The organism is Pseudonocardia benzenivorans CB1190 (assembly GCF_000196675.2).
GTDB lineage: Bacteria > Actinomycetota > Actinomycetes > Mycobacteriales > Pseudonocardiaceae > Pseudonocardia > Pseudonocardia benzenivorans.
Genome location: NC_015312.1, coordinates 1,309,476 through 1,332,003 on the forward strand (window position 1 = coordinate 1,309,476; position 22,528 = coordinate 1,332,003).

A 22,528-nucleotide genomic window follows, 5' to 3' on the forward strand; every position below is an offset into this window, starting at 1 on the left:
GGTGGTGATGACGTGCGCGCGGATGAGTCGAACAATCCGCAACGGAAAATCAGACCGTTGCAATCGTTGCGCGCGGGTTAGAGCTGCGCCCGTCATGAACGGGCGCCGAGAAACGGGGCTGACTATCGGTGACATGTCCGGGCGAGCTGGACTGTGGTTAGATCCAGGAATCGACGCGGTGGACGGTTGCACCGCATTTCTTGGCGATGTAGTCCGCAGCGTCCGCCAGGGTTGAGAATCGGTAGCGGTAGGCGGACAGCGGCACCGGAGTGGGCGCCCCGTCGGTGGAATCGATGCGCCAACGTCCGCGCGGTGCGCGTTCGCAGGCGACGAACGCGCACCCGTCACGGGTGAACGCGACCGCGCTATCGGCGTCTTGTTCGCCGTAGGTGTCGTCAGTCATGACGTAGCCGTTTTGGGCGTACTGAAAGTGGAGCTCAACGACGGTGTCCGTGTCGGTGGACATGTGGTCTCCCTTGGCGTTTTCCGGTCTGGGTAGGGGTTGCGTGAGCGGGCTTCAGGCCCAGCGCGGTTGGAATTCCTCGCGCAGTCCGTCAAAGGTCCACGCGCCGAAAATGCGGAACTGTCCACAATGCACGCGCACGTGTGCGCGCGGGACACAACCGTTTGGGGTGAACGTGGTGTGTTCGCCACGTCGGTAGGCGCCGCGTGTAGCGGTGACCAAGACGGCGATTTCGCCGCGCGGGGTGTATCCGGTCACCTTGGCCGGTACGAGTCCGGAGAAACTGTCCAGGAAGATAAGATCACCGATCCGAATCACGGTCGTCCGAATCGAATGGCGTTGCGTGTCAGTCATTGCGAGCCTCACTCGGGATGCGTTAGGCGGCTGACTGGTAGCCCGTGCCGGGACAATTGGCGAGATTGGGCAGGTAGACGGTTCGGAAGTCGTTCCACGCGCGTTCGGAATTCGCGCGGGCCCGGTTGCGTCCCCTGTCCAGCCGGTTGGGGCCGCGCCGTTGTTCGGCTTCCTGGTTGAGCCGTTGACGGGCGAGCCAGGTCACGGCCTGCACCTGGTGTGCCGAGACCCGTTCTCCCGTGCGTGCGGAGATCAGCTCCGCGGCACGGCGGTACAGGCTCACCACGTGGTCGTACTGCCGACGGGAAACCGTTCCGTCCTTGCGACGGAACCCGTTGACCGGCGCGGAGTCGTACTCCTCGGAGGTGAGCGCGCCACCGTGCGCCACTGACAGCGCGTGCCGGTCGATCACCACGCGCGGGTTGTCCGGGTCCTGATCTCCGCCGAACTCGATCAGGTGGGCAAAATCGCGGATCTTGGGACCGTTCAGGATGTCCTCATACCGCTCACCGGCGAGCAACCGGTCAGCGGCGCGTTTCTGACCGGTTGTGGCGAACATTCCGGAACCGGGCCCACCAATTCCCGTACCCTCGCGCAGTACGCGAGCGGCATTAAGGACGTTGCCGATCCATCCTTGCTGGGGCGAGTAAATCGCGAGCATTCCGGCGCCGAGATGGGCGTCACCGTTCGCGATGGCGGTTGCCACGTGGTGCGCGTCGGCATACCAGCGCATTCCTTGCGCGATTTCGTCGGGTGTGGCCTGTTCCCAGTGCCACACGATGTTTTCGTGGCTCACGGGGTGTGCCCGGAACCATGGGTGATCGCTGGGGGCAGGCATGACAGTTCAATCCTTTAGGTGTGGTTCACGGTCACCGGCGAGTCGTCCCACAAGCGGGCCCATCCCGATTGTGCGGGACGCACGCCGGTGGTTCGTACGTATTTGTCCAGGGCAAGCAATTCGCGTCGCACTTCTCCGACGTCCAATTGCCACAGTTCACGGGAGATCTCGTCCCGCACGCGGTCAAGGTCAATCGCGCCCGATGACGCGAGGGAATACAGAGCTGACGACATACCGCCGTGCCACTCGGACGCGATGCGTCGCGCTTGTCCGTCGCTGATCATGACGATAACTGCACTCATGGTTTTCACTCCTGACTCACGCCGCGACCGTGACCGGAATGGATTCCATGGCGGAAAAATCGAAAATGGCGAGCTGGGCGGTTTCCCGCGCGAGCGTCATTGCCTCGGACAGGTCCGTAGTCACGACGGAAACGTCCAGGTAGACGCGACCGGTCGCAGGGTCACGCCATCCGCCGAGAACGCGACCGGGCAGCGAAAGAGCGTCTTTAGCCTGCCCGATATATTCGTGCAGGTCGTTACTGGTCACGAGACCATCGAAAACGCGTTCGTGTTCCGGGTGTACGGCGACCGCATAGCCGGTACGGACGTCGGAACCGTCGTCAGGCTTGACAGAAAAGCCACCGTCGGGAACGGACAGAGCGTCCGCCATGGCGCTAATCCGGGCGGACCAATCGATCAGAGACATAGTCATGTCGGTACTCCGTTTCGTGTACGAAAGTGGTCGACTGGCAGCGATTCAGGCCAGTTGTGAACTGGCACCGAAACGCGCAACCCTCGCCGTTGCGAGATCTCCGCAAAGGGGACACATCCTGTATCCGTGCAATACGGCACTACTCGCGTGGTGAGGGTTGCGTGTTCCGATGGCACATTCCCTGAATCTCTAAACACTGTTGGGATAAGCCGTTATGTCTAGCGCGCAACGCAAGGAACCATGCCCGTATGGGTTTGGTGTGCTATGGGTAGGCGAGAGCGACGCTCTCAAGCCAGAGAAACCCAATGTCGGCAACCGCCTAAGACAACCCCGAACGCCTACGCATTGCGACGTTTGTCGGTGCTAGACCACCATTGACTTATCTTGGGGACACACCTGTGGCAGGCATGCCATTTATGCGCGCTACTCCGCTCTATAGCAAGAGCTTTACGTCGCGAAGCTGCAAGCGCAATTACTACGCATTCCAGAAAAGAAATGCGCGTTTGGCTACGCGTCGTTCTTCACGCTGCTCTGCACGGATTCGCTGCTGTCCGCACGGCCCAAGCCGCTGCCCGCGCTATACGGGACTTATGGTTGTTGTCGTCAGGAAAGACGCCGTGGTGATCGACTCGCAGGGACGCCGTGCCCTGGTCCTCGTCGCCTCCTCGGTAGCTGTCCTGCTGACATGTCTATTAGACACCTCTCTAGGACACTCCGCAAGAGGGTATGCCGCTGCCGTGACCTTGCCGTTACATGATCTTGTCCGGGCGCTGGTCAGACACTGTTCGTGCCGGCAATATGCGGCTGCATAGGGAAGCGAGCGACCGGCGCGGCGGAGGTCCCGGCGGATGCGACCGGCGCGGCGGAGGTCCCGGCGGATGCGACCGGCGCGGCGGAGGTCCCGGCGGATGCGACCGGCGCGGCGGAGGTCCCGGCGGATGCGACCGGCGCGGCGGAGGTCCCGGCGGATGCGGACAGCTCATCTCTTGGTTTTGTTATCTACGAAATGGCGAAATGCCGAGAATGGCGAACCGTGAGTGTTCTGATATTCAGACTTCACCCTCGCGATTCAATCCATGGAGAACCCAAGCGAGTTGAGTATTGACAAGCGTTCGAAAATGTGTTTGTCAAGCCCGAGTAATAAGTGGGTGCAAATTGCTATGAGTATCGGGTTCGGCAGAGGTTGGCACCGGCGAATTGTTGTCTGGTTTGCAGCCCCGCGGCGGCCGAGTAGCGAGAGGTGAGGCAATGTATAACCATCGGGCAACGGGAAGTGGGGTACGAAGAGATGGCAACCTGCGCAGCCAAGGTGACCACATGATCACGAGTAGCGGCAGGTGACCACCCACCCAAATCGACTGTTCATGTGGCAACGCGCCATCGACCTCACCGCCGAACTCGGCGCTCCGGCCGTCGGCGGCCCGATGGGCACGATCAGCGAGACCGACGCAGCCGATCCCGCCCGCCGAGCCGACCGCCAGGACGAACTCGTCGACCACCTCGAACGACTCGCCCGCCGCGCCACCGATGTCGGAGTCCGCGAGCTGCTGGTCGAGCCGACCCCGATCCTGCGGGAGTACCCGGCCTACATCGACCACTGCCAGACCCTGCTGAACACATTGCGCGGGCGCGGCGTCAACAACGTGGGACTCACACTGGACACCGGACACGCACTGTTCCAGCGGCTCCACGGCGCCGACGCTGGGATCGAGAGCTGGATCCACAACCTCGGCTCGCGCATCCGGCAGATCCACCTGGACAACACCGACGGCCACGGCGACCCGCACTGGGGCTGGCCGCACCCGCAGGGCACCTTCGACGTCGGCGCGCTCGCGACCTGCCTGGTCGACAACAACCTGGCCGACATCTCGGTAATCCTGGAGGTCTACCCGCGGTTCGAGGACGACTCCACCGAGGTGCTGAAGCTGATCGCCAGCTCCGTCGAACACTGCCGCGCCCACTTCCCCGTTTCCACCCAGGTGGTCAGCAATGCTGCCGCTGGCTGACCTATACCCGCGGGACCGGCTCGCGGTCGAGGTGTCGCTGTGGTCGGCTGACTTGGCCGACCTCGGCGCGGAGGTCGCCCGGCTGACCCCCTACGCAGACGTCTTCCACATCGACGCCTCCGACACCCGGTTCGTGCCCAGCCCGCTGTTCTTCCCCGACCTCGTCGCGGCGCTGCGTTCGCACACGCAGGTGCCTTTCCACGTCCACGTCATGGCCGAGCACGCCCTGCCCTTGGTCGAGGACTTCGCCCGCGCCGGGGTAGACCTGCTGTCCGTCCACGCGGAAGCCGACGACGTCGCCGACGCCCTGCAAGCGATCCGGACGCGGGGCGGTGCCGCCGGCCTCGCGCTGCGCCTGGACACGCCCGTCGACACCGTGGAAGCGCACCTCGACGACATCGACTTCGTGGTTCTCATCGGCACACCGCTGGGCACCAAGGGCACCACGATGGATCCGGCCGCGCCGGATCGTGTGCGGCAGCTGCGGGCGTTGGCCGCCCGCACCGGCCAAGACCAGCTTCCGGTCATTGCCGACGGCGGCATCCGCGAGAACACCGTTCCCGAGCTCGCCGACGCGGGTGCCGACGCTGTGGTCGCCGGATCGTTGTTGCTGGGCAGCGACGACCTCGCCGCCACCACCACCTGGCTTCACCGCCAACGGAGCGACGTGGCGTTCGACGGAGAGCGCGTCGAGGAGCGGACGTGACACCGGTCGCGGCAGATCCGTTGGAGGGCTGGGTGGTCAGCGTCGATCTGTGGGGGACGCTGATCACATACGGCGATCGCGAGGCCGAAGCCGCCTGGCGGATTCGCGAGTTCGAGACCGTGCTCACCGAGTTCGGTCACGACCTTCCCGACGGCAAGGTCCGTGAAGCGATCCTCGCCGTGCGCGCGGACACCCAACGACGTCAACGTACAACTGGCGAACAACCTCCGGTGCGTGGCCAAGTCGAGCAGATGCTCACCGTCATGGGCCTGCCCCTCGACACGCGGCTGATCGACACCCTGCTCGTCCCGCACACTCATGCGGTCTTGCGAGCCTGCCCCGACATCATCCCCGGCGCGCACAGCGCGCTCTGGGCACTGAGGCAGGCCGGAGCTCGGCTCGTGTTGACCTCCAACACCCTGGCCACTCCGGCGTCGGTATCCCGGCTCATCCTCGACGACCACGACCTGACCACCGTGTTCGACGAGACCGTCTTTTCCTCTGACGTCGGGCTGGCCAAACCACGCTGGGAGATGTTCGCCGCGGTCGCCACCGCCGCAGGTACGGATCTGAGCCGGGTGGTGCACGTCGGCAACAGCGTGACCACCGACATCCACGGCGCGCTGAACGCCGGATGCCGCGCGGTGCTGTTCAACCCGGGTGGCAAGCCCTGTCCTGCCGGCGTGCGGGCCATCACCAGCCTCGACCAGATGCCGATCGCCGTCCTGGCCACTTGCTCCTGAGCCCATCACCCAACCGAGGAACCCGTTTGATGATCACGCCGCTGGACATCCCCACGGCCCGTGTCGCTCCCCGCCTGCTGCCGCCGAGCGGCCTGGACCTGCTCGTCGCGGCATCAACCTGCGAAGGCCGGGCCCGCCACCTCCGCGACCTGCTGGCGGGCGCTGACGCCGACGGGTCGGTCTACCTGGCCAACCCCGACGAGGTGCGCGCGATGCTTCTTCACGGCATCGACCCGCAGCTCTACCTCGCCTATCGCGACATCGCCGCGCCCCGGCCCAAGACCGACCAGACGGACGCGGACGCGGACGGCACGCACGCCTGGTTCGCCGACCTCGTCGTCTACACCGCGGCGAACCTCGGCCACAGCCCGGAACTCGGCCGGTCGCTCGGCCACTGGAACACCGCGGCTCAGGTCGAAATCTTCCAGTGCTTGTCCGGCCGGGTTCTCATGTTGCACACCAACATCGACGACGACGGTAACTCCACAATGGACTATCACGTATGTCAGGCCGGTGATCACGTCGTCATCCCTTTCGGTGCCTGGCACCTGACCGCCGTGCTCGACGCCCCGGCGGTGGTGTTCAACATCTACACCGATGTCGCTGACCTGCGGACCGGACACACCAGCCGGGAGGCGGTCGACAGTGACCTGAAGTACCGGGCGGCGCCCGCTCCCGAGTTGACCATCGCGCGCACGGCCTCGGAGATCGCCGTTGTCGGCTCCAGCCGCGAGCTCACCGAGCGACCTCTGCGGCGCGGTGAATTCCCGAGCTGGGCCGAGGCCCTGCTGATGCCCTCTGGACTGGCCGCGCTCTACCGCCATGCTCCGGCCGCCGAACTGGCTCGGCTGCAGGAGCACGCCGCGCATTTCGGCCACCGCCCAGTCCTCGCCACGGCGCCATGACGAGCTCGCGCAAGCATCAACCCGCGCCCACCGATGCCTCCTGTCCGATCCGGCCGCTGATCGGCTACGCCGCACCCGCTCGCGCGACGCGCCGCTTCACCCAGGGAGCGGCCAGCGTCACCCTGCGCGCAGACCGCGGCGAGCTGATCAGGGACGCAGAGACCACGCTCTACTCCTACGCGCGCACCAGGACCGCGGCCAGCCGGTGGACCATCACCCTGCACACGGGCGTTCCCGTCGACCAGGCCGGCGCGACCGCCCTGTTCGCCGACACGGACGACCATGACATCGGCCCGAACTTGCAGGCGCAGTCGATCGGCATGCCCGGCGGGAGAGCGTTCTGGATCCGCGAACACGCCACCCTCGTGCACCTCGACCACCTGCTCGGCACGATCACCGTGCACGCCAGCGACCTGGACGCCGCGCGGTTCTTCGCCGCCCGACTCGTGCGACAGGCGATGACCGCCCAGCTTCTGGAGCACGACGCGGTCTACGCGCACGCCGCCGCGCTCGTGCACGCCGGGCACGGCCTGCTGATCGCCGGGCCGAAGGGCGCGGGCAAGACCACCACCCTGCTGAGCGCGCTGCGGCTGGTGGGCGGGGACTTCGTCACCAACGACCGGCTTCTGCTCCACTGCGACCCCGACGGCGGCACGGTCGGCCACGCCTGGCCGATGCACCTGCGCGCCACCGCCAGCACGCTGCACGCCGTTCCGGGGATGAGCAGGTTCCTGTCCGCAGAACAGCAGCAGAACGGCCTGGCCGGCCAGGCCGCGCTCAGCGGCAAGATCGCGATCGAGCCAGACGAGCTACGGGCCACGCTGCCCGACATGCGGATCGTTGGCGAGGTCCGGCCCACGCTGATGCTCTGGCCCTACCGCAGTGCCAGCGACCTCCCGCCCGAGCCGGTACCTGCGGCCGAGGTCCGCGACGTCCTGGTACGCACCCAGTTCTTCATGCACGAACCGGTCACCAGCACCACCTCGCACCGCAACCACTGGCTGCTGCCGCCCGACCAAGATCGGACCGCGCTCTCGCTCACCGCCGTCGCAGACCAGCTCGCTCGAACCGTGCCGTGTGTTCGGATCCCGGTTACCGATTCGCCCGCGGCGCTGGCAGCCCGTGTAGTTGCCCTCCTCGACCACGCAGCGACCCAAGCGGCCAGGCCGGGTGGTTGGGGATGACCGACCGACGGGCATGCCGCTTCGCCGAGGACGCCGTCCGGGCTTTGTGCTGGGGCACCGGCGCCGACAACCACGAGACGATCGCCCGTGCCGTGGTGGCCGAACTGGGCGCGGTACTTGGGCAGTCGGTGCGGTCGAAGACCCTCTGCCTACTGGCCGCGTACCTGCACGACCACCCCGTCGCCGAGCTGGATCGCACGGTGACGCGATTCCTCGACAGCACGCTGCGAACCAACCGGTACAAGACCTATACCTGCCGCGTGGCCGCGCTCGCCGACACCGCGAAGTTGCGCACCGCTGGCGTAGCCGCCGTCGTGCTCGGGGGACTCAGCGTGGAACATTCCCTTTACGCCAGCACCGGTGCCCGGCAGTTCAGCGACATCGACCTGCTTATCGCGCATGGCGACGCTGAACGCACCTACGCCGTCCTCCGCTCCCAGGGTTACCAGCCCAGCCGGGACAGCGGGACCTGGACGCGGCCGACCGGCGACCCGATCGTCCCGCTCATCGTCGTCGACCTGGCCACGACCCTGCCTCGCAGCGGCACCGAAGACGACGCCCCCGATCTGCTGGCTCGCCGCACCAGCGTCAAGGTTCCCCCGCACGACCATCCGCTCCCCGTCCTCGCCCCGTCCGACGCGGTCAACCACACACTGGCCCGGCTCGCGACCCAGCCGGGCTGGGCACTCGCCGCCGACGCGATCCGCCAGCTACGTACGACGTCGCCGCCCGCCCCGCACCACGCCGACGTCCTCGCCGGCTGGTCGGTGCTGCGCTCGCATTGGCCATTGCTGCCCGCCCACCCGGCCCGCTGCGCCATCGACGAGGAGCCGCACCGATGATCATTGCCTTGGCCGGACTACCCGGCGTCGGCAAGACCACGCTGGCCGAGCAGCTCACCAGCCACATCACCGGTGCGCTGTTGCTGCGCAAAGACACCGTCCGACACGCGCTGTTCGGCACCGAGCACACCACCTACACCCGCGACCAGGACGACCACTGCGTCCAGGTCCTGTTCGCAACCGCCGTCTGGCAGTGGATGCGTGCTCCCGCCACGACCGTCGTGCTCGACGGGCGAACCTGGCTGGCCCCCGGCCAGATCGAAGACCTACGCGCCTTCGCCGCGACGCACCACCAACCCCTGCTGCTGCTCGAATGCGTCTGCCCGGTCGAGGTCACGCACGCCCGGCTGGCCGTCGATCACCAGCACGGCCGGCACCCAGCGGCCAACCGCACCCCGCAGCTACACCAGGAACTCGCTGCCACCGCCGTGCCGATTACCGGCCCGAAACTGCTGCTGGACTCCGGAAAGCCCGTCGCGACCAACGTCGACATCGTCCTTCGGCACCTGGACACCCTCGCGCCCTCCGACGCCGTGATTCATCTGCTGGCCCCGACCACCGTGGAGACCTCGTGACCACCGAACTGCCAGGACTGCTGCTGATCGCCCAGGCGACCGTCGCGCACGGCGCGGAGTTCTTGCGCACCCACCGCCCTCGTACCTGCACTGGCAAGGGCGACCGGGACATGGCCACCGACGTCGACCTCGCCATCGAACGGATCCTGCGCGACGAGCTGAGCCGCGCCACTCCCGGTATCGGCGTCCAAGGCGAAGAAGAAGGCGGCCCGACCAGCGGCACCCGCTGGGTCATCGACCCGGTCGACGGCACTGCCAACCTCACCCATGACATCCCGCTGATCGGCATCTCCCTTGCCCTGGTCGTTGACGAGGATCCTCTGCTCGGAGTAATCGCCCTACCCCAGCTCGACCGCACGTACTGGGCGGCGGACGGCCTCGGCGCCTGCCGGGACGGCAACCCGATCCGCATCGCCGGCCCGGACCGGCTGGATGAGGCGATCATCGCGATCGGCGACTACGGCACCGGACCCGACGCCGCCGCTCGAAATGCGGCGATGCTGGCGATCCACGCCGCCCTCGCGCCCCGAGCGCAACGCATCCGGATGCTCGGAACCGCCGCGGCCGACCTCGCGTTGCTGGCCGACTCTGCGCTCGGCGCGTCGATCACCCTCGGCAACCGTACCTGGGACATGGCCGCCGGAGCGGTCATCGCCCGCGAAGCCGGCGCCCACGTGACTGATCTGGACGGCACCGACCACACCACCGCCTCACGCTGCACCATCGCCGCCGCACCCGCCCTGATCGAGGAGATCCTCGACATCGTCCAGCGTGCGAGCGCGATCAACGGCTTCACCGGCAAGGAGGTCGTGGCGTGCTGATCACGTTCGAAGGGCTGCCCGGAGCCGGCAAGAGCACACAGAGCCGAATGCTCGCGAGGTGCCTGGAAGCAAACGGCCACCACGTCACCGTCCTCCCCGACCTGGCCACCCTGGACACCGAGCCCATCTCGGCTACCCTCGTCGACCTGCTGCGCACCGGCGACGATCCGTTCCTGCGCACGGGCGACGCCATCACCGACACCATGATCACTGCCGCGATTCGGGCTGACCTCGTCGCCACCGTCCTCGATCCGGCGCTGGCCGAGAACCCTGCCGGCGTCGTGATCGAAGACCGCGGCATCCACACGATGGCCTCCTACGCGATCGCCGCCCTACTCCGCCAGCACCGCGCGCCTGCCGAGATCGCCCTCGACTGGCTAAACGCCCTCACAGCACTGGCCGGGCCGCGCCCCACCCGAGCCTTGTGGCTGCGGATACCCCCGAACGTGGCCGCCCGTCGCGCCGACGAACGCGGCGGAGACCGCCGTCCCGCATCCACCGACGAGCAGCGCGCTCACCTCACCTGGGTCGACCACGCCTACGCACTGCTTGCCGAACGAGACCCCCAGCTCACCGTCCTCGACGTCATCGACCTCGACCCGGTCGACACTCACCTCGCCATTCATGCCGCCTTGCGTCAGATCAGCCAGACGGGCGACATCGACCTGGGCCCGTGTGCGGGGCACCACGAAACCGCCGAGCCCGTCTCCTACGCTGGCCCCGCCAGACCACGTCCATCCGTGCCGAGCCGAAACCGAGAGTCCGAGACGATGACCACGTTGGCCAGCCACCGCGAGAACACCGCTCCCATCGACCTGCTCAGCGCCCTGCGCACCGCGCGTGCGGCCGGAGCCGACGCACTGGCCGCCACGCTCGACGAACACGGGTTGCGCGCACTCGACGGTGGTCGCAACAACGACGTCTTCGTCTGGACCGCGGCCCCCACACCGATCTGTATCAAGCTCTACAAGAAGACCGACCGGCAGCGCGTCGAGCGCGAGTGGCACGGCCTCACCCACGCCGCCGGCCTGGGGAGCGCACCGGAACCGCTGTGGCTTGACGAGGACCCCGAACAGCCAGCCCTCGGCATGACGCTGCTGCCCGGCGCACCGATCCTTGACGTTCTCGACCCGACGACAGCCATCAAGTCGCTGGCCACCACCACCCGCGCTCTCCAGAGCGTTCCGCTCAAAGAGCCGCTGGCCAGCCTGGAGCGCGTCGACTCCATCGGCCACTACATCGCCCGGCTCACTGATGTCTGGCCCGGCCAGCTCGCCGACGCCGCCGACGATCCCCAGACCCCTGAGATGCTCGCCCTCCTGCACCGCTGGGAAAACAGCGGCGACGCCGAACTGCTCGCGCAGCCCGCTGCCCGCGTCTACTCCCGTGGCGACGCGAATTTGCTTAACTGGCTCCACGACGGCGAGTCCACCTACGTCGCAGACTTCGAGTTCAGTGGCTTCTCCGATATCGCCGTCGACGCCGCCGACCACATCGAGCACATCAGCGCCCGCGTCGTTCCCGACGACGTCTGGGCCAGCGCCGAAGCGGACCTTGGCGTCACGCCGGCAAACCGCGCCCGATTCGAGGCCGCGCGGCGCACCATCGCGCTGCGGTGGCTTGCCGTGCTCTGGAAACAGCGCACCAAGCGGGTCGAGGAGTTCACCGCTCTGCACGACCGGGTTCGCGCCCTTCAAGGCTGAATCACGACTGCCCATCGCTAGCCAGCGACGTCAGAACGGACACCGCGTCGAAGTCGCCAGCGCCGAGCATCGGCACGACCGCGAACAAGCCGGCCGCGAGCAGCCGCGTGTCGGCGAACATCGCGAGGCCGTCGAGTTCATCCCGGTCGGTCCAGCGGAAGGGGTGCTCAGGCTTCCGGGTCACCTCGTCCGGATCGGTGACGAAGGCGACGTACTGGTGATCGACATGCACGTGACGATTCCCGCAGTGCCCATCCGGCGGCACCGGCTGCTCGGTGATCCACCACGGCATCGTCAGAACGGTGCGGGGAAAGTCGGGCGGGACTGCTGGGCCGGGGGGCCGCACCAACCGAACCCGTCGGCCAGTTTCCTCTTCGACCTCGCGAAGTGCAGCATCAACCTGCGACTCGCCCGGTTCGGCATGACCACCGGGGATCATCCAACGCCTGAGGCGAGGATGCTCGATCAATCCAAGGCGCCACACTCCACCGACCAGCCCGAAGACGAACACGCTCGATGTGAAGTGCTTGATCATTCCATGAGTTTGCCAGCCTCGACCAGCACGGGTCCTGCGTACGTGCGCCGGATGGCGGCGGAAGTGCACCGCGATGAAAACTGAGACTAAGAAGGCATGCAGCTACGCTGCGCTCGCCGCTGCTCCGTCGACCGACGAACCCCCACGCCTCTTCGACATGGCATTTCGTCGCAGAGCCCAGCTGCCGAAGGCCACCGACGCGGGCCAGGGAGAATGCATCGCATGTCAGCTACCAGCCTGGACGACGTTCGGCATGCCCTGCGCATCAACGATCCAGCCGCTGTTATCGGTCTGCGGGAGTGCGCCTGGCTCGACGTCAAGGGCGGCCCATATCGGCTGGATAGCGCAACCGGGAAGGAGGAGTTGGTCAAGGACGTCGCGGCGTTCGCGAACGCCGCGACCGGCGGCCTGCTCCTGATCGGGTTCAAGACGCAGGTCGAGAACGGCGAAGAGATCGTCTCTGAACTGGGCCCGATTCCCAGGGACAAGGTGGACCTCGACCAGCACCGCAAGCTCATCAGGACCCGCGTGGTGCCGCCCCCACGCGGCTTCACCGTCGAGTGGATCGACTGCGGCGACGCACGAGGTGTCCTGGTGATCGACATCCCCGCCCAATCGCAAACACAACGTCCGTTCGTCGTACCAGGGCCGTCGGGCAACGACAAGGCGAGTGAGCGCTCGGTAGCGGTTCCGGTGCGGGAGGCCGATGGTACCCACTGGTTGCCACAATCTGAGATCCGCCGGCTGTTGGCGCTCGGCTGGGCGGAGGCCGGCGGCCCCAGTGAGGAAGTGCTCTCTGCGCTGGTCACCGAGGCGGTCTCCGCCGCCAGTCGCGCCGCGGACGCAGCTCGACCGGCACACGAGGTCGGGGTCGGCGAGCCGGGCTGGAGACGGCCGTTTCGGGAGGCATACGAGCGGGCGCGTCAGCTAATTCACCTGGGTCGGCCAACGACCGAGGTCTACCGGATCGGCCCAGGTGTCGCCCAGGAGTTCGAATCGGGTGGACCGGCTGACGGGTGGATCATTTGTGCCTTACCTGACCAGCTGCCCGTCACGATCGCAGAATCGGTATGGGACGCGCTGCACGCTGCAGGGAGCGGAGTACCGGACGGTGATGTGCTCGGTGCCCTCGGGCTTCCGTTCATCGAGCAGGACAGCACGCGGGCCGGACGGGTCGTCAACGAACTGGCCACCGTGGTCGAGCTGCGCGGAGGACGCTGGGGAACTGGCCTGCTGGTCCGCGCTGATTCCGGTTGTCCGTGGCCATGAAAAAGTCCCCGCTGGTGGCCAGGTGCAGGTCCTCGCGGGTGGCCGTGTGAGGTCCCCGCTGGTGGCCAGTTAGAAGTCCCCGGTCCCTCGTCGTGTCGTACCGGGCGGTGAGGCCCTGGGCGGTGACGGTGGCGGTTGTCGAAGCCAGCCACCGCACCGCCCAGGGGTCTCCCATTGAAGTCTGCGAGGGAACGGATGGACATCATTTCGGCCTATCGGGAGGTGGGCAGTTATCGCGGCGCGGCCGCGATCTGCGCCACGACCCCGAAGACGGTGCGCCGGGTCATCGAACGCCATGAGGGAGGAGGTGTTGCGCCGCAACGCAAGCCACGGCCCCGGAACTACGAGTCGGTCGCCGAGCTGGTCGCGGCCCGGGTCGGGAAGACCCAGGGCAGGATCTCGGCGAAGCGGCTGCTGCCCGAAGCCCGCGCGGCCGGCTACGAGGGCTCGGCACGCAACTTCCGCCGCCTGGTCGCGACGGTAAAGGCCGACTGGCGCCGCGATCATCACCGCGGCCGCCGTCCGGCGGTGTGGTCCCCGGGCGAGCACCTGGTCATCGACTGGGGCGTGCTCGCCGGGCTACACGTGTTCTGCGCGGTGCTGGCCTGGTCGCGGGTGCGGTTCGTCCGCTTCGCCACCGACGAACGCGCCGAGACGACCCTGACCATGCTCGCCGAGTGCTTCGAGACCCTCGGCGGGGTCCCCAAGGTCGTGCTCGCCGACCGGATGGGCTGCCTGAAAGCCGCCGTGGTCGCCGACCATGTCGTTCCGACGCCGGACTACGTGCGCTTCGCCAGCCACTACCGGTTCCGCCCAGACTTCTGCCATGGAGCCGATCCGGAGTCCAAGGGCATCGTGGAGAACCTCGTCGGCTACGCCAAGTCCGACCTGATCATCGGCTGTGGTCTCGTCGCCGACCTCGACTCCAGCACAGGTCAGCGGCCGGTGGACCTTGCCGCGGCCAACGAGGCCGCCCGGCAGTGGTGCGTCGAGGTGAACGCGGCGACGCACTCGGAGATCGCCGCCGTTCCGGCCCGGCGCCTGGCCGAGCACGAGCTCGCCGTGTTGGGCGGATTGCCGTCGCTGCGGCCGCGGGTCACCGGCCCGGCCGTGCTGCGCAAGGTCGACCGGCTCTCCTGTGTCCGGTTCGGCTCGGCTCGCTACTCGGTGCCCACCACCGCGATCGGCACCCGGGTCGAGGTCCGCACCCACGCCGACCGGCTCACCATCCTCACCACCGCCACGCCCGGCAGCATGACCGGTGGGGTGGTGTTGGCCGAGCACCGCCTGGTCGGGCCGGGTGAGGCGTCGGTGATCGACGCGCATTACGGCGGTCCCCGCCCTGCCACTCCGGTTCGGGCCGTCCGCCCCAAGACCGCGCAGGAGAAGGCGTTCTGCGCGCTCGGCCCGATCGCGGCGGCGTTCCTGACCGGCGCCGCCGCGGCCGGATCGGCCCGTCTCGGGACTGAGTTGGGTGAGCTGCTGGGCCTCGGGCAGGCCCACGGCGAACAGGCGCTGCTCGACGCGCTGGCCCGGGCGACGGCGTTCCGGCGGTGGCGAGCCGAGGACGTCCGCTCGATCCTCGCCGCCGGCGCGGCCGCACCCAGGCCCCGCCCGGCCGGAGAAGCCCTGGTCGTCGAGCTGCCCGCGGTCCCGACCCGCTCCCTGGCCGACTACGCCATCACCACCACTACCGAGCCGGACACCGCGGTGGTCGATGGGGATGCGTCATGACCGCGAGCAAGCCCCCGGCGCTCGATGCTGACCTCGAGGCCGGGCTCAAGCGGCTCAAGCTCGCTGCGATGCGCCGCCTGGCTCCGGAGCTGTTGCTCACCGCCCGGACCCAGCGCTGGCGCCCCGAAGAGCTGCTACGCACCCTGGTCGAGGCCGAGGTCGCCGCCCGGGACGCCTCCAACATCGCGAACCGGCGCAAGGCCGCCGGGTTCCCGGTCGCCAAGACCCTCGACGAGTTCGACCTGTCCGCCTCCTCGATCCCGAAGGCCACGTTCGACTACCTCGCCTCACTCGAGTGGATCCGCGCTCCGGAGAACCTCGCCCTGGTCGGGCCGGCAGGGACCGGAAAGTCCCACCTGCTCGTCGCCCTCGGCACCGCGGCGGTCGAGGCCGGGCACCGGGTCCGCTACTTCACCGCGGCCGAGCTGGTCGAAGCGCTCTACCGCGGCCTGGCCGACAACTCCGTCGGCCGGCTGATCGGCCAGACCCTGCGCCACGACCTGATCATCATCGACGAGATCGGGTTCGCCCCGCTCGACGACACCGCCGCCCAGCTGCTGTTCCGGCTCGTCGCCGCCGCCTATGAACGCCGCAGCCTCGCCATCAGCTCGCACTGGCCCTTCGATCAATGGGGACGGTTCATGCCCGAACACACCACCGCGGTCAGCCTGCTCGACCGGCTCCTGCACCACGCCCACGTCGTCGTCACCAGCGGCGACTCCTACCGCATGCGCGAGGCCAGGACCGCGAAGGGAGCCCCCATCAACACCAGCTGAACGACCCCGGACCGGGGACTTTCACCTGGCCACCAGCGGGGACCACGAACTGGCCGTTGACACCGGTCGGACCTGGACGTGGGAGCCCAGCCCTAGCTTCAGCCTCACCACGACCCGCTACGCCGGGAACTGGACCGGCGGGGGCGCGCCGCCGCTGCTACGTGTTCGGGCGATCGCAACGCTGCCCTCGGTTGGGAATGGAGAACGAGAGATACCGACCGCTCGGCGGCGCGAGTTCGCCATGACCTTGCCGATCAGCGAGCTGGCCGGCGCCGTGACCATCCTGTCGCAGCGGCGTGGTGCCGACTTGCGTGCCGCTCAGTGGAAGCCAGGCCCCAACCGGAACGCTCGTGATGCTGCCAGTTTCTCGACCACGATCGAGACCTCCGACCACCGCTCGGCGCTGTCTGGCGAGGTGATGGCTGCGCTGCCGAACGCGACGTCCTCGGCTGTCGTGACCTGCGCCGAGCTGCGGATATACGATCTCGCGGCCTGGGCAGACGTGCTGGGGTTGTCAGGTGAGGTAGCAGCCAGCGCCGATCTCCGGCTCTCGCTGGAGGAGTTGACCGAGTTCCTCTCCGTTGCATGGCAGACCGCGACCGAGGTACTGCCAGCAATCATCACTCCTGATCCGCGCGGCGGCCGGTGGGCCGGCCCTCCGACCGTAGAGCTGCGGTTGAGCGCCGAGCAGAAGCACGATGTTCCGGGGCCACCGCCGCTACTGACCGACCTGGTCGACTTCGCGGCATTCGGCGAGCGCGTCGATGCCCAGCTCACGAGCATGGCCGTGACGATCACCGCGCCACCGCAGCTTCCACGGGAACTCCGGCGAGCGCTGACTCGCCAGGCGTTCGTGTACATGGGACAAGCGTTCGGCTTCACGGACGCATCCGAAGATCAACTGTAGAGATCACCCACGTTCCTCGAACGTATGTGCGACTCGGGTGTATGTTGTCGGTCGTGGACCTGCAGATGCGTTCAAATACTCGGTCAGACGGCGCACTGTGCTGCCGGGTCGACGGAACTGGCACGCAGGTCGCCGTCTTGCCCGCCACGTGCAAGCTCGGCCTTCACGTTCTACGTCCGGCGGAGTGCAGTGCGATCGTGGTTGACGACGAGGTCCACGTCAGCTGTCCGGCCTGCGCTGCTACGCCAGGCGCAGACCATTGCTGGAGGCTAACCGTCAACGGCACGAGCCCGATGCGCGCCGAACTTGATGACGAGCCTTACCTTGACCTGCGCCTACCGCGCCCTCCGGCTCCGCGGTAGGCAGGTGATCCAGTTGCTCGACAGCCCGTTCACAGCATGGGAAGGCGACGACCTCCACGGATGCAGGCCGGTGCTCACCGCAGTTTGGGTCCGACTGGACGCGCTGTTCGTTCGTGCCTCGGATGCCCCTCGTCACGTCATCGAGACCGGCCTCGACCTGACCGGCGAGGTCCAAGGACGACTCCATGGTCGCTTCCCGAGCGTCGAAGGGGACTGGCTCGCGTCGTCAACTATGAGATCCCGTTCGCAGACGGCCGAGGCAGCAAGCTGCAGCTAGTCGACCAACTCGTTCCGTTCTCCGCATTACGGAAGCGTGAGTAGGCAGGGCTGTAGCCAGACGTCGGCACTCTGGGGTGAGTCTCGCCGTGCCGCACTAGGCCGTTTGGGCGCCCCGTCGGCGAGCTTCCCCAGGTCAGAGGTGACATCGGCGTAGGGTCCACCGGATGGAGAGCGTCGTCGGAAGCGCGTCCGAGGCGGACGGTTCGCGAGGTGACCACCCCGTTGCAACCGTCGTGCCGCCGACGAGCCCGGCCGAGGCCGCCCGACTCGCGGCTCAGCATGACAACCAGGTCAGTCGCCTCTTGGTGAGTGAGTTCAGAGGTCAGCATGCACCCGGTAAATGCGCATGGGACCTCGTGGCGATGGTTGGCCTCTCCGCCGACCGCCGCAGTGCAGTCGCGTGGATCCTCGCAGAGGCGATCATGAGGTTCCGATGCGGAAAATCACGAGCATTCCCTTGTTGGCAAGCGGCAGCCCTGTCCGGGAACGCCGTAGCCGACGACGATCTAGAACTTGTCTCATCGTTTATCATCTCTGTCTTTGGTCGGCCCAACGCTGTCCAGTCCGGCGACACCAAGGAAAAAAAGGGAAAGAGCAACCATCTGGAGGGATTCGTCGCCGAGTGGTTGTGGCATCTCATCATGAAAGAACAGCAAGCCTCACATCGCGTGCGCCAATACCTTAGCGAACCGAGCTACTCTGTTACTGAACAAGGTGAAGACGGTTTCGTGGTGTATGCACCGCCAGGCGCGAACACCTCACTGTTCTTCAGACTGTGGGAAATAAAGAAACACAATACCGAAAATTCGGTAGTCACTGCGACCGTGCAGCGCGCCTCGGACCAGCTCAATATCAGGGGCCTGCAGTATCTGGCCAAGCTCACCAGCGCTCATCGCCAGACAGACGGTGATCTCGGGAGCCTCTTTGCTGAGCTAGGTGATCTGTGGATCAACGCAGACCCACGAGCAGGAGCAGGAGTCGGGGTCGCCACGAACACCGTAACCCCTCCCGCGACGTGCTTCTCCCCGCTGGAGAGCACCTTGGATCAGTTCGCCGATGCGGGGCAACTTGAAGGACTGCTCTGCGTGATCGAAAACTTCACTGAGTTCGCCAACGAAGTCAGGAGGATGGTATGGAGCGCGCTCTGAACCTGCCGGACCTCGTCGAGGCACTTGGTGTCCACCAGACGGGCGTCCTGCCATCGCCACAAGAACTGGCGAGCCTGATCGCCGACGTCGAAATAAGGGCCTTCCGCGGAGACTTCGCCGTTGACGAGAACCTCGAACGTGCTGCGTGGTACCTCCACGCGGTTGCGTCGGCATCGGAAGCCGCCGAGTTGTATACGCCGGCACGACAACGTCGAGCTTTTGCCGTAAGCGCACACGTCTTCGACTTGACCTTGGCAGACCCCCGCCATGATGCACGCCAACGCCTGAACCTTGCCTTCGGCGCACAAGTCGGCTACCGACGCGCTGACCTCGACCCGAACGCCACGGCGGTATACCGCCGTGTCTCGGACCTCCTCGTCGACACCACACCACTAGTCGATCACGCTGACACACTGGCGGTCGAGGCCGGCGTTGCCTTCCTCGGCCTCGACACGAGGTTCCTGTTCCCCCTACTTCGCAGTTGGCGACGCCAACTCACCGAACTCGCCACAACAGTCGAGCTCGACGACCTCCAGTCGACGATGTTTGGTCCAGCACAACAGATCGTGCGCGCCGTGTGGTCGCTGCTCCGGTTCTTAGCATTCGGCACCGCCCGCCAGCTGCCAGTAGCGCGAGCGGCGCTGGTGTCCGTCCTGGACGGTACTGCGGGAACCGGAGACCTCGACGCCCGCTGGGTAGCCGCACACCTCTTGTCGATCGCCGATGGCCTTGAATCTGGCAGCCTCTACTCGATCCTTCCCCCTGGAACCCCGAGCGCCGTGGCGCAGGCGTTTTGCCTTGCTGACCCGCCGGTCTTGACTCTGTGGCCACCTCAAAGAGAACTGCTTGAGCGGCCAGGAATGAACCCTTTGGACCCAGCCACGCGCCGGCTGCTCTTGTCAGTACCTACCAGTGCAGGGAAGACGTTGCTCGCGCAGCTGATCATCTGCACTCACATCGCGACGCAGCCGGGGGGAGTCTGCTATGTCACCCCGTTGCGCAGCCTTGGACGGGAGATGCGAAAAGCGCTGTCGGGACGGCTTCGGGTACTCAACCGCGAGTTGAGTGACGACAGCGACCTGTTCGACATCTTGTCGTTCTCGCAAGACCCCGCCGACGTCGAGGTTACGACACCCGAACGACTGATGCACCTGCTGCGTCATGACGCCGACGCTGTCATGCAACGCTTTTCCTTGTTCGTCATCGATGAAGCGCACCTACTGGCGCAACCAGGGCGAGGGTTCACGGTAGAAGGACTGCTCGCTTACCTCATGGCGGCGGACGAGAACCCGCGGATTGTGCTTCTCTCCGGCGTACTCGGAAATGCTGCCTCGCTCGCGTCCTGGCTTGACTCTGAGCGTCCAGAAGTATTGTTTACGTCTGATTGGCGGGGACCCCGCCGTCTCCATGCGCTACTCAACACCTTGCCAGTCTGGGACTCCGCGGTGCGGAGTCTCCGAAAGTCGGCACAGTACCCAACGCGGGTCACTGTGCCACAGGTGGCGCAGCTACGTCTTCGTCCTGCCGAGGCGGGGCCGGTCACGACACTTACTACAAGCCCTCAACAGCCGCTGGGTGAGTTGATTCTCAAGGAAACATCGACTGGAGTCAGGAGTAAGGATGGCGGCACGCCTGGGTACAAGATCTTCGCCGCGGCAGCTTCCATACTGACGCACGCGGGCAGTCTATTGATGATCGTGTCGTCGCGAACCATGGCGCGTGACGCTGCCAAATCCTTGGCAGATCACCTACCGCTGCGTGAAGTCGCGCGTGAGCTCGTCGAATTTCTCCGTGAGCGGCTCGGCGACCAGCACCCGCTGATTGCGTGTGCCGAACACGGCGTCGCATACCACCATGCCGGCCTGCCCGTCGACGTTCTCGACGCGATCGAGGAGGCAGTCCGAACCGAGGTCCTATTGGCGATCGTTTCTACGAGCACGCTGACCGACGGGGTAAACCTGCCGGTTCGGACAGTCGTGATCGCCGAAACTCGGTTTGAAGGTCAACACCCTGGCGCTCAACTCGGAGCCGCGCGGCTTATGAACGCCATCGGGCGAGCTGGACGGGCCGGCCGTGAGTCCGAAGGCTGGATCGTGCTCGCGCTACAGAAGCGCTCCGAACTCAAGGATTTTGATGAGCTTCGCCCGAATGACGAGGCGCTGGAAGCCCGCTCCACTCTTTTGGCAGACGAGTCGCTGACAGCCCTTGCCGATGCAGAGGAGCTCATCGCCACTACGGCTGACGCGGTCTTCCAACTTGCGCCGGACACAGTCGCGTCCGACTTCGTCTCGTATACATGGTTTGTCCTAACGACGCTGCAGCCACTGTGGACGGTCTTCGACGATCCCATCCAGATGGACATCGTCCTCGACAAACTACTGGCATTTCAGCAGATGGACCCGGCGCTTCGGCAACGCTGGCTGCGGCTGGCCGAACAGGTTCGAGCCACTTATGAACGTGCAAGCCCAGCGCAGCGACGGCGTTGGACAGCTGCCGGAACCTCGCTCGGTACCGCGGCGCGGCTAGATGCTATAGCCGGTCGGGTAGTTGGCGCTGTTGCCGCACGGGAATATGAGCTTCGCCAACAGGGCGTTGCTATCCCTGATGACGCATGGTACTGGCCACTCAACGAGACTATTCTACTGTTGTCAGAACAACAAGTACTCACATTACTGTTGGCACAACCAGAAGCCGACAACTGCTGGAAGTTCTGGTCGACGAGGGCTAAGGGAACCAAGAACCTAATCGATGTGTCCATCGTAGATGGATTGACCGGCTGGATAGACGGCCTTGACGTTCCTGCTCTTGCCGAACGGATCCTTCCCGGTCTTGCCGTCGAGTGGCAGTTGGAACAGACTGTCGACGCCATCAGCTCAACATTCGAACACTATTTGGCTTGGACTGTCGGCGTGCTCGTCGAGCAAGTCAACGCCGGCCTTGAGGAAGCCGGGCTTGTAAGCCGCCTTCGGCCCGACACCGCATGGTGCATCCGACACGGGGTCAACACACCGCACGCTCTGGCGTTGCTCAACGAAGGAGTGCGTTCTCGTCGATTGGCACATGCCGTCGGGAGCGAGGCGCAGCGCCAAGGTGTCGAGGTTGAAGACGTACGGTCATGGCTCGCGAGCCTCCATATCCGAGGCTGGCGGAGCACATTTGACGCGGTGGCACGCGAGATCCTCGATCTCTTGCAGTTCATCCGGGCTCGTCGAAACAATGTGCTGCGATCTCTGCTTGAGACAGGACGCGCCCAAGTGACACTTCGCAGTGAGCTTGCAATTGCTTATCAGGTGCCGGAGATCGTCTATATTTCGACAACGACCGATGCACCCTCCGAACTGCAGATCGTCAGCGACTCCGGCCTAGCGGTCGCAGTTGTCGATGTCGATTTACATGCAGATGTCGATGCTGTCCTAGCGAGCGGGCTTGACATCGTCATAACCATGCAAGGCCACGACTTGCACTTCGTGGCTCCCGAAATCGTCGGTTCCGACTAGTGAGCGAGGAGGTCAAGCGTTGGACCCTCAAGAACGCGGCGAAGATCAACTGGTTCCTAGGGGCGACCGAAGACGGCTGACTGCGGTGACGACGTCTGCAGGTCGACGGTCGGTACTGTTCGAAGTTCACGGCTTCGGGCACGACGAATCCTCCGTTTGCCTGCCAG

Annotated in this window: 21 protein-coding genes; 15 read left to right on the top strand and 6 right to left on the bottom strand. The window is 66.1% G+C overall.

The features are described from left to right. Window positions 1-157 precede the first annotated feature (157 nt). From PSED_RS06325 to PSED_RS06345, 5 genes are read right to left on the bottom strand one after another with little or no spacing between them, the layout of a single operon-like run. Complete coding sequence (locus PSED_RS06325) at window positions 158-466, bottom strand: hypothetical protein (protein WP_013673423.1); 309 nt, start codon at window positions 464-466, stop codon at window positions 158-160. 51 nt (window positions 467-517) lie between these two features. Next, window positions 518-817: a hypothetical protein gene (locus PSED_RS06330; RefSeq protein ID WP_013673424.1), complete on the bottom strand. Its 300-nt coding sequence runs from the start codon at window positions 815-817 to the stop codon at window positions 518-520. Window positions 818-839: 22 nt separating this feature from the next. Next, window positions 840-1,655: a DUF7178 family protein gene (locus PSED_RS06335; protein WP_013673425.1), complete on the bottom strand. Its 816-nt coding sequence runs from the start codon at window positions 1,653-1,655 to the stop codon at window positions 840-842. A 14-nt stretch (window positions 1,656-1,669) separates the two neighbouring features. Next, on the bottom strand, window positions 1,670-1,939 hold the full coding sequence (locus PSED_RS06340; RefSeq protein ID WP_143770381.1) for a hypothetical protein: 270 nt from the start codon (window positions 1,937-1,939) through the stop codon (window positions 1,670-1,672). Window positions 1,940-1,973: 34 nt separating this feature from the next. Further along, window positions 1,974-2,363: a hypothetical protein gene (locus PSED_RS06345; protein ID WP_143770382.1), complete on the bottom strand. Its 390-nt coding sequence runs from the start codon at window positions 2,361-2,363 to the stop codon at window positions 1,974-1,976. 1,343 nt (window positions 2,364-3,706) lie between these two features. Here PSED_RS06345 and PSED_RS06350 point away from each other — a divergent pair. The 9 genes from PSED_RS06350 to PSED_RS06390 are packed head-to-tail and all read left to right on the top strand — an operon-like array spanning window position 3,707 to window position 11,854. Beyond that, complete coding sequence (locus PSED_RS06350) at window positions 3,707-4,375, top strand: sugar phosphate isomerase/epimerase family protein (protein WP_233899325.1); 669 nt, start codon at window positions 3,707-3,709, stop codon at window positions 4,373-4,375. Further along, complete coding sequence (locus PSED_RS06355) at window positions 4,359-5,081, top strand: ribulose-phosphate 3-epimerase (protein WP_013673428.1); 723 nt, start codon at window positions 4,359-4,361, stop codon at window positions 5,079-5,081. Before PSED_RS06350 ends, PSED_RS06355 begins: the two co-directional genes overlap by 17 nt. After that, a complete protein-coding gene (locus PSED_RS06360; RefSeq protein WP_013673429.1) occupies window positions 5,078-5,824 on the top strand; it encodes an HAD family hydrolase in 747 nt (248 codons plus the stop codon). The genes PSED_RS06355 and PSED_RS06360 overlap by 4 nt, the downstream gene beginning before the upstream one ends. Window positions 5,825-5,853: 29 nt before the next feature. Further along, window positions 5,854-6,729 (top strand): cupin domain-containing protein, encoded by an 876-nt coding sequence (locus PSED_RS06365; RefSeq protein WP_013673430.1) that lies wholly within the window; start codon window positions 5,854-5,856, stop codon window positions 6,727-6,729. Beyond that, a complete protein-coding gene (locus tag PSED_RS06370; protein WP_013673431.1) occupies window positions 6,726-7,913 on the top strand; it encodes a hypothetical protein in 1,188 nt (395 codons plus the stop codon). Before PSED_RS06365 ends, PSED_RS06370 begins: the two co-directional genes overlap by 4 nt. Beyond that, window positions 7,910-8,755 carry a nucleotidyltransferase family protein gene (locus PSED_RS06375; RefSeq protein WP_013673432.1) on the top strand — a complete coding sequence of 282 codons (846 nt, stop codon included), beginning with the start codon at window positions 7,910-7,912 and terminating at the stop codon, window positions 8,753-8,755. The genes PSED_RS06370 and PSED_RS06375 overlap by 4 nt, the downstream gene beginning before the upstream one ends. Beyond that, window positions 8,752-9,330 (top strand): P-loop nucleotide/nucleoside kinase family protein, encoded by a 579-nt coding sequence (locus PSED_RS06380; protein WP_013673433.1) that lies wholly within the window; start codon window positions 8,752-8,754, stop codon window positions 9,328-9,330. The genes PSED_RS06375 and PSED_RS06380 overlap by 4 nt, the downstream gene beginning before the upstream one ends. Further along, window positions 9,327-10,151, top strand: coding sequence for an inositol monophosphatase family protein (locus PSED_RS06385; protein ID WP_013673434.1), 825 nt, complete (start codon window positions 9,327-9,329; stop codon window positions 10,149-10,151). The genes PSED_RS06380 and PSED_RS06385 overlap by 4 nt, the downstream gene beginning before the upstream one ends. Then, entirely contained in the window at window positions 10,145-11,854 is a 1,710-nt protein-coding gene (locus PSED_RS06390; RefSeq protein ID WP_013673435.1) for a phosphotransferase, read from the top strand. Before PSED_RS06385 ends, PSED_RS06390 begins: the two co-directional genes overlap by 7 nt. A gap of 1 nt (window position 11,855) precedes the next feature. Here the strand turns inward: PSED_RS06390 and PSED_RS06395 are convergent, their stop codons facing one another. Next, a complete protein-coding gene (locus PSED_RS06395; RefSeq protein ID WP_083845099.1) occupies window positions 11,856-12,389 on the bottom strand; it encodes an NUDIX hydrolase in 534 nt (177 codons plus the stop codon). 222 nt (window positions 12,390-12,611) lie between these two features. On the opposite strand from PSED_RS06395, the gene PSED_RS06400 reads away from it, so the two are divergent. The 6 genes from PSED_RS06400 (at window position 12,612) to PSED_RS06425 (ending at window position 22,361) form a co-directional block, all read left to right on the top strand. Further along, entirely contained in the window at window positions 12,612-13,658 is a 1,047-nt protein-coding gene (locus tag PSED_RS06400) for an AlbA family DNA-binding domain-containing protein (RefSeq protein WP_013673437.1), read from the top strand. Window positions 13,659-13,832: 174 nt separating this feature from the next. Further along, window positions 13,833-15,392: an IS21 family transposase gene (gene istA, locus PSED_RS06405; protein WP_103384716.1), complete on the top strand. Its 1,560-nt coding sequence runs from the start codon at window positions 13,833-13,835 to the stop codon at window positions 15,390-15,392. Continuing rightward, window positions 15,389-16,168, top strand: coding sequence for an IS21-like element helper ATPase IstB (istB, locus tag PSED_RS06410; RefSeq protein ID WP_013673103.1), 780 nt, complete (start codon window positions 15,389-15,391; stop codon window positions 16,166-16,168). Before istA ends, istB begins: the two co-directional genes overlap by 4 nt. A 241-nt stretch (window positions 16,169-16,409) precedes the next feature. Further along, window positions 16,410-17,075 carry a hypothetical protein gene (locus tag PSED_RS06415; RefSeq protein WP_013673438.1) on the top strand — a complete coding sequence of 222 codons (666 nt, stop codon included), beginning with the start codon at window positions 16,410-16,412 and terminating at the stop codon, window positions 17,073-17,075. A gap of 805 nt (window positions 17,076-17,880) precedes the next feature. After that, complete coding sequence (locus PSED_RS06420) at window positions 17,881-18,864, top strand: hypothetical protein (protein ID WP_013673439.1); 984 nt, start codon at window positions 17,881-17,883, stop codon at window positions 18,862-18,864. After that, window positions 18,849-22,361, top strand: a complete 3,513-nt coding sequence (locus tag PSED_RS06425; RefSeq protein WP_013673440.1) for a DEAD/DEAH box helicase — start codon at window positions 18,849-18,851, stop codon at window positions 22,359-22,361. Before PSED_RS06420 ends, PSED_RS06425 begins: the two co-directional genes overlap by 16 nt. Window positions 22,362-22,528: the final 167 nt, after the last annotated feature.

Excerpts from the sequence above, each read along its gene's own strand:
- PSED_RS06325 (WP_013673423.1), bottom strand. The coding sequence starts at position 466 with ATGTCCACCGACACGGACACCGTCGTTGAGCTCCACTTTCAGTACGCC.
- PSED_RS06415 (WP_013673438.1), top strand. The coding sequence starts at position 16,410 with ATGACCTTGCCGATCAGCGAGCTGGCCGGCGCCGTGACCATCCTGTCG.
- PSED_RS06425 (WP_013673440.1), top strand. The coding sequence starts at position 18,849 with ATGGAGCGCGCTCTGAACCTGCCGGACCTCGTCGAGGCACTTGGTGTC.
- PSED_RS06375 (WP_013673432.1), top strand. The coding sequence starts at position 7,910 with ATGACCGACCGACGGGCATGCCGCTTCGCCGAGGACGCCGTCCGGGCT.
- PSED_RS06420 (WP_013673439.1), top strand. The coding sequence starts at position 17,881 with ATGGAGAGCGTCGTCGGAAGCGCGTCCGAGGCGGACGGTTCGCGAGGT.
- istB (WP_013673103.1), top strand. The coding sequence starts at position 15,389 with ATGACCGCGAGCAAGCCCCCGGCGCTCGATGCTGACCTCGAGGCCGGG.
- PSED_RS06345 (WP_143770382.1), bottom strand. The coding sequence starts at position 2,363 with ATGTCTCTGATCGATTGGTCCGCCCGGATTAGCGCCATGGCGGACGCT.
- PSED_RS06335 (WP_013673425.1), bottom strand. The coding sequence starts at position 1,655 with ATGCCTGCCCCCAGCGATCACCCATGGTTCCGGGCACACCCCGTGAGC.
- PSED_RS06400 (WP_013673437.1), top strand. The coding sequence starts at position 12,612 with ATGTCAGCTACCAGCCTGGACGACGTTCGGCATGCCCTGCGCATCAAC.
- PSED_RS06365 (WP_013673430.1), top strand. The coding sequence starts at position 5,854 with ATGATCACGCCGCTGGACATCCCCACGGCCCGTGTCGCTCCCCGCCTG.
- PSED_RS06370 (WP_013673431.1), top strand. The coding sequence starts at position 6,726 with ATGACGAGCTCGCGCAAGCATCAACCCGCGCCCACCGATGCCTCCTGT.
- PSED_RS06395 (WP_083845099.1), bottom strand. The coding sequence starts at position 12,389 with ATGATCAAGCACTTCACATCGAGCGTGTTCGTCTTCGGGCTGGTCGGT.
- PSED_RS06340 (WP_143770381.1), bottom strand. The coding sequence starts at position 1,939 with ATGATCAGCGACGGACAAGCGCGACGCATCGCGTCCGAGTGGCACGGC.
- PSED_RS06355 (WP_013673428.1), top strand. The coding sequence starts at position 4,359 with ATGCTGCCGCTGGCTGACCTATACCCGCGGGACCGGCTCGCGGTCGAG.
- PSED_RS06380 (WP_013673433.1), top strand. The coding sequence starts at position 8,752 with ATGATCATTGCCTTGGCCGGACTACCCGGCGTCGGCAAGACCACGCTG.
- PSED_RS06330 (WP_013673424.1), bottom strand. The coding sequence starts at position 817 with ATGACTGACACGCAACGCCATTCGATTCGGACGACCGTGATTCGGATC.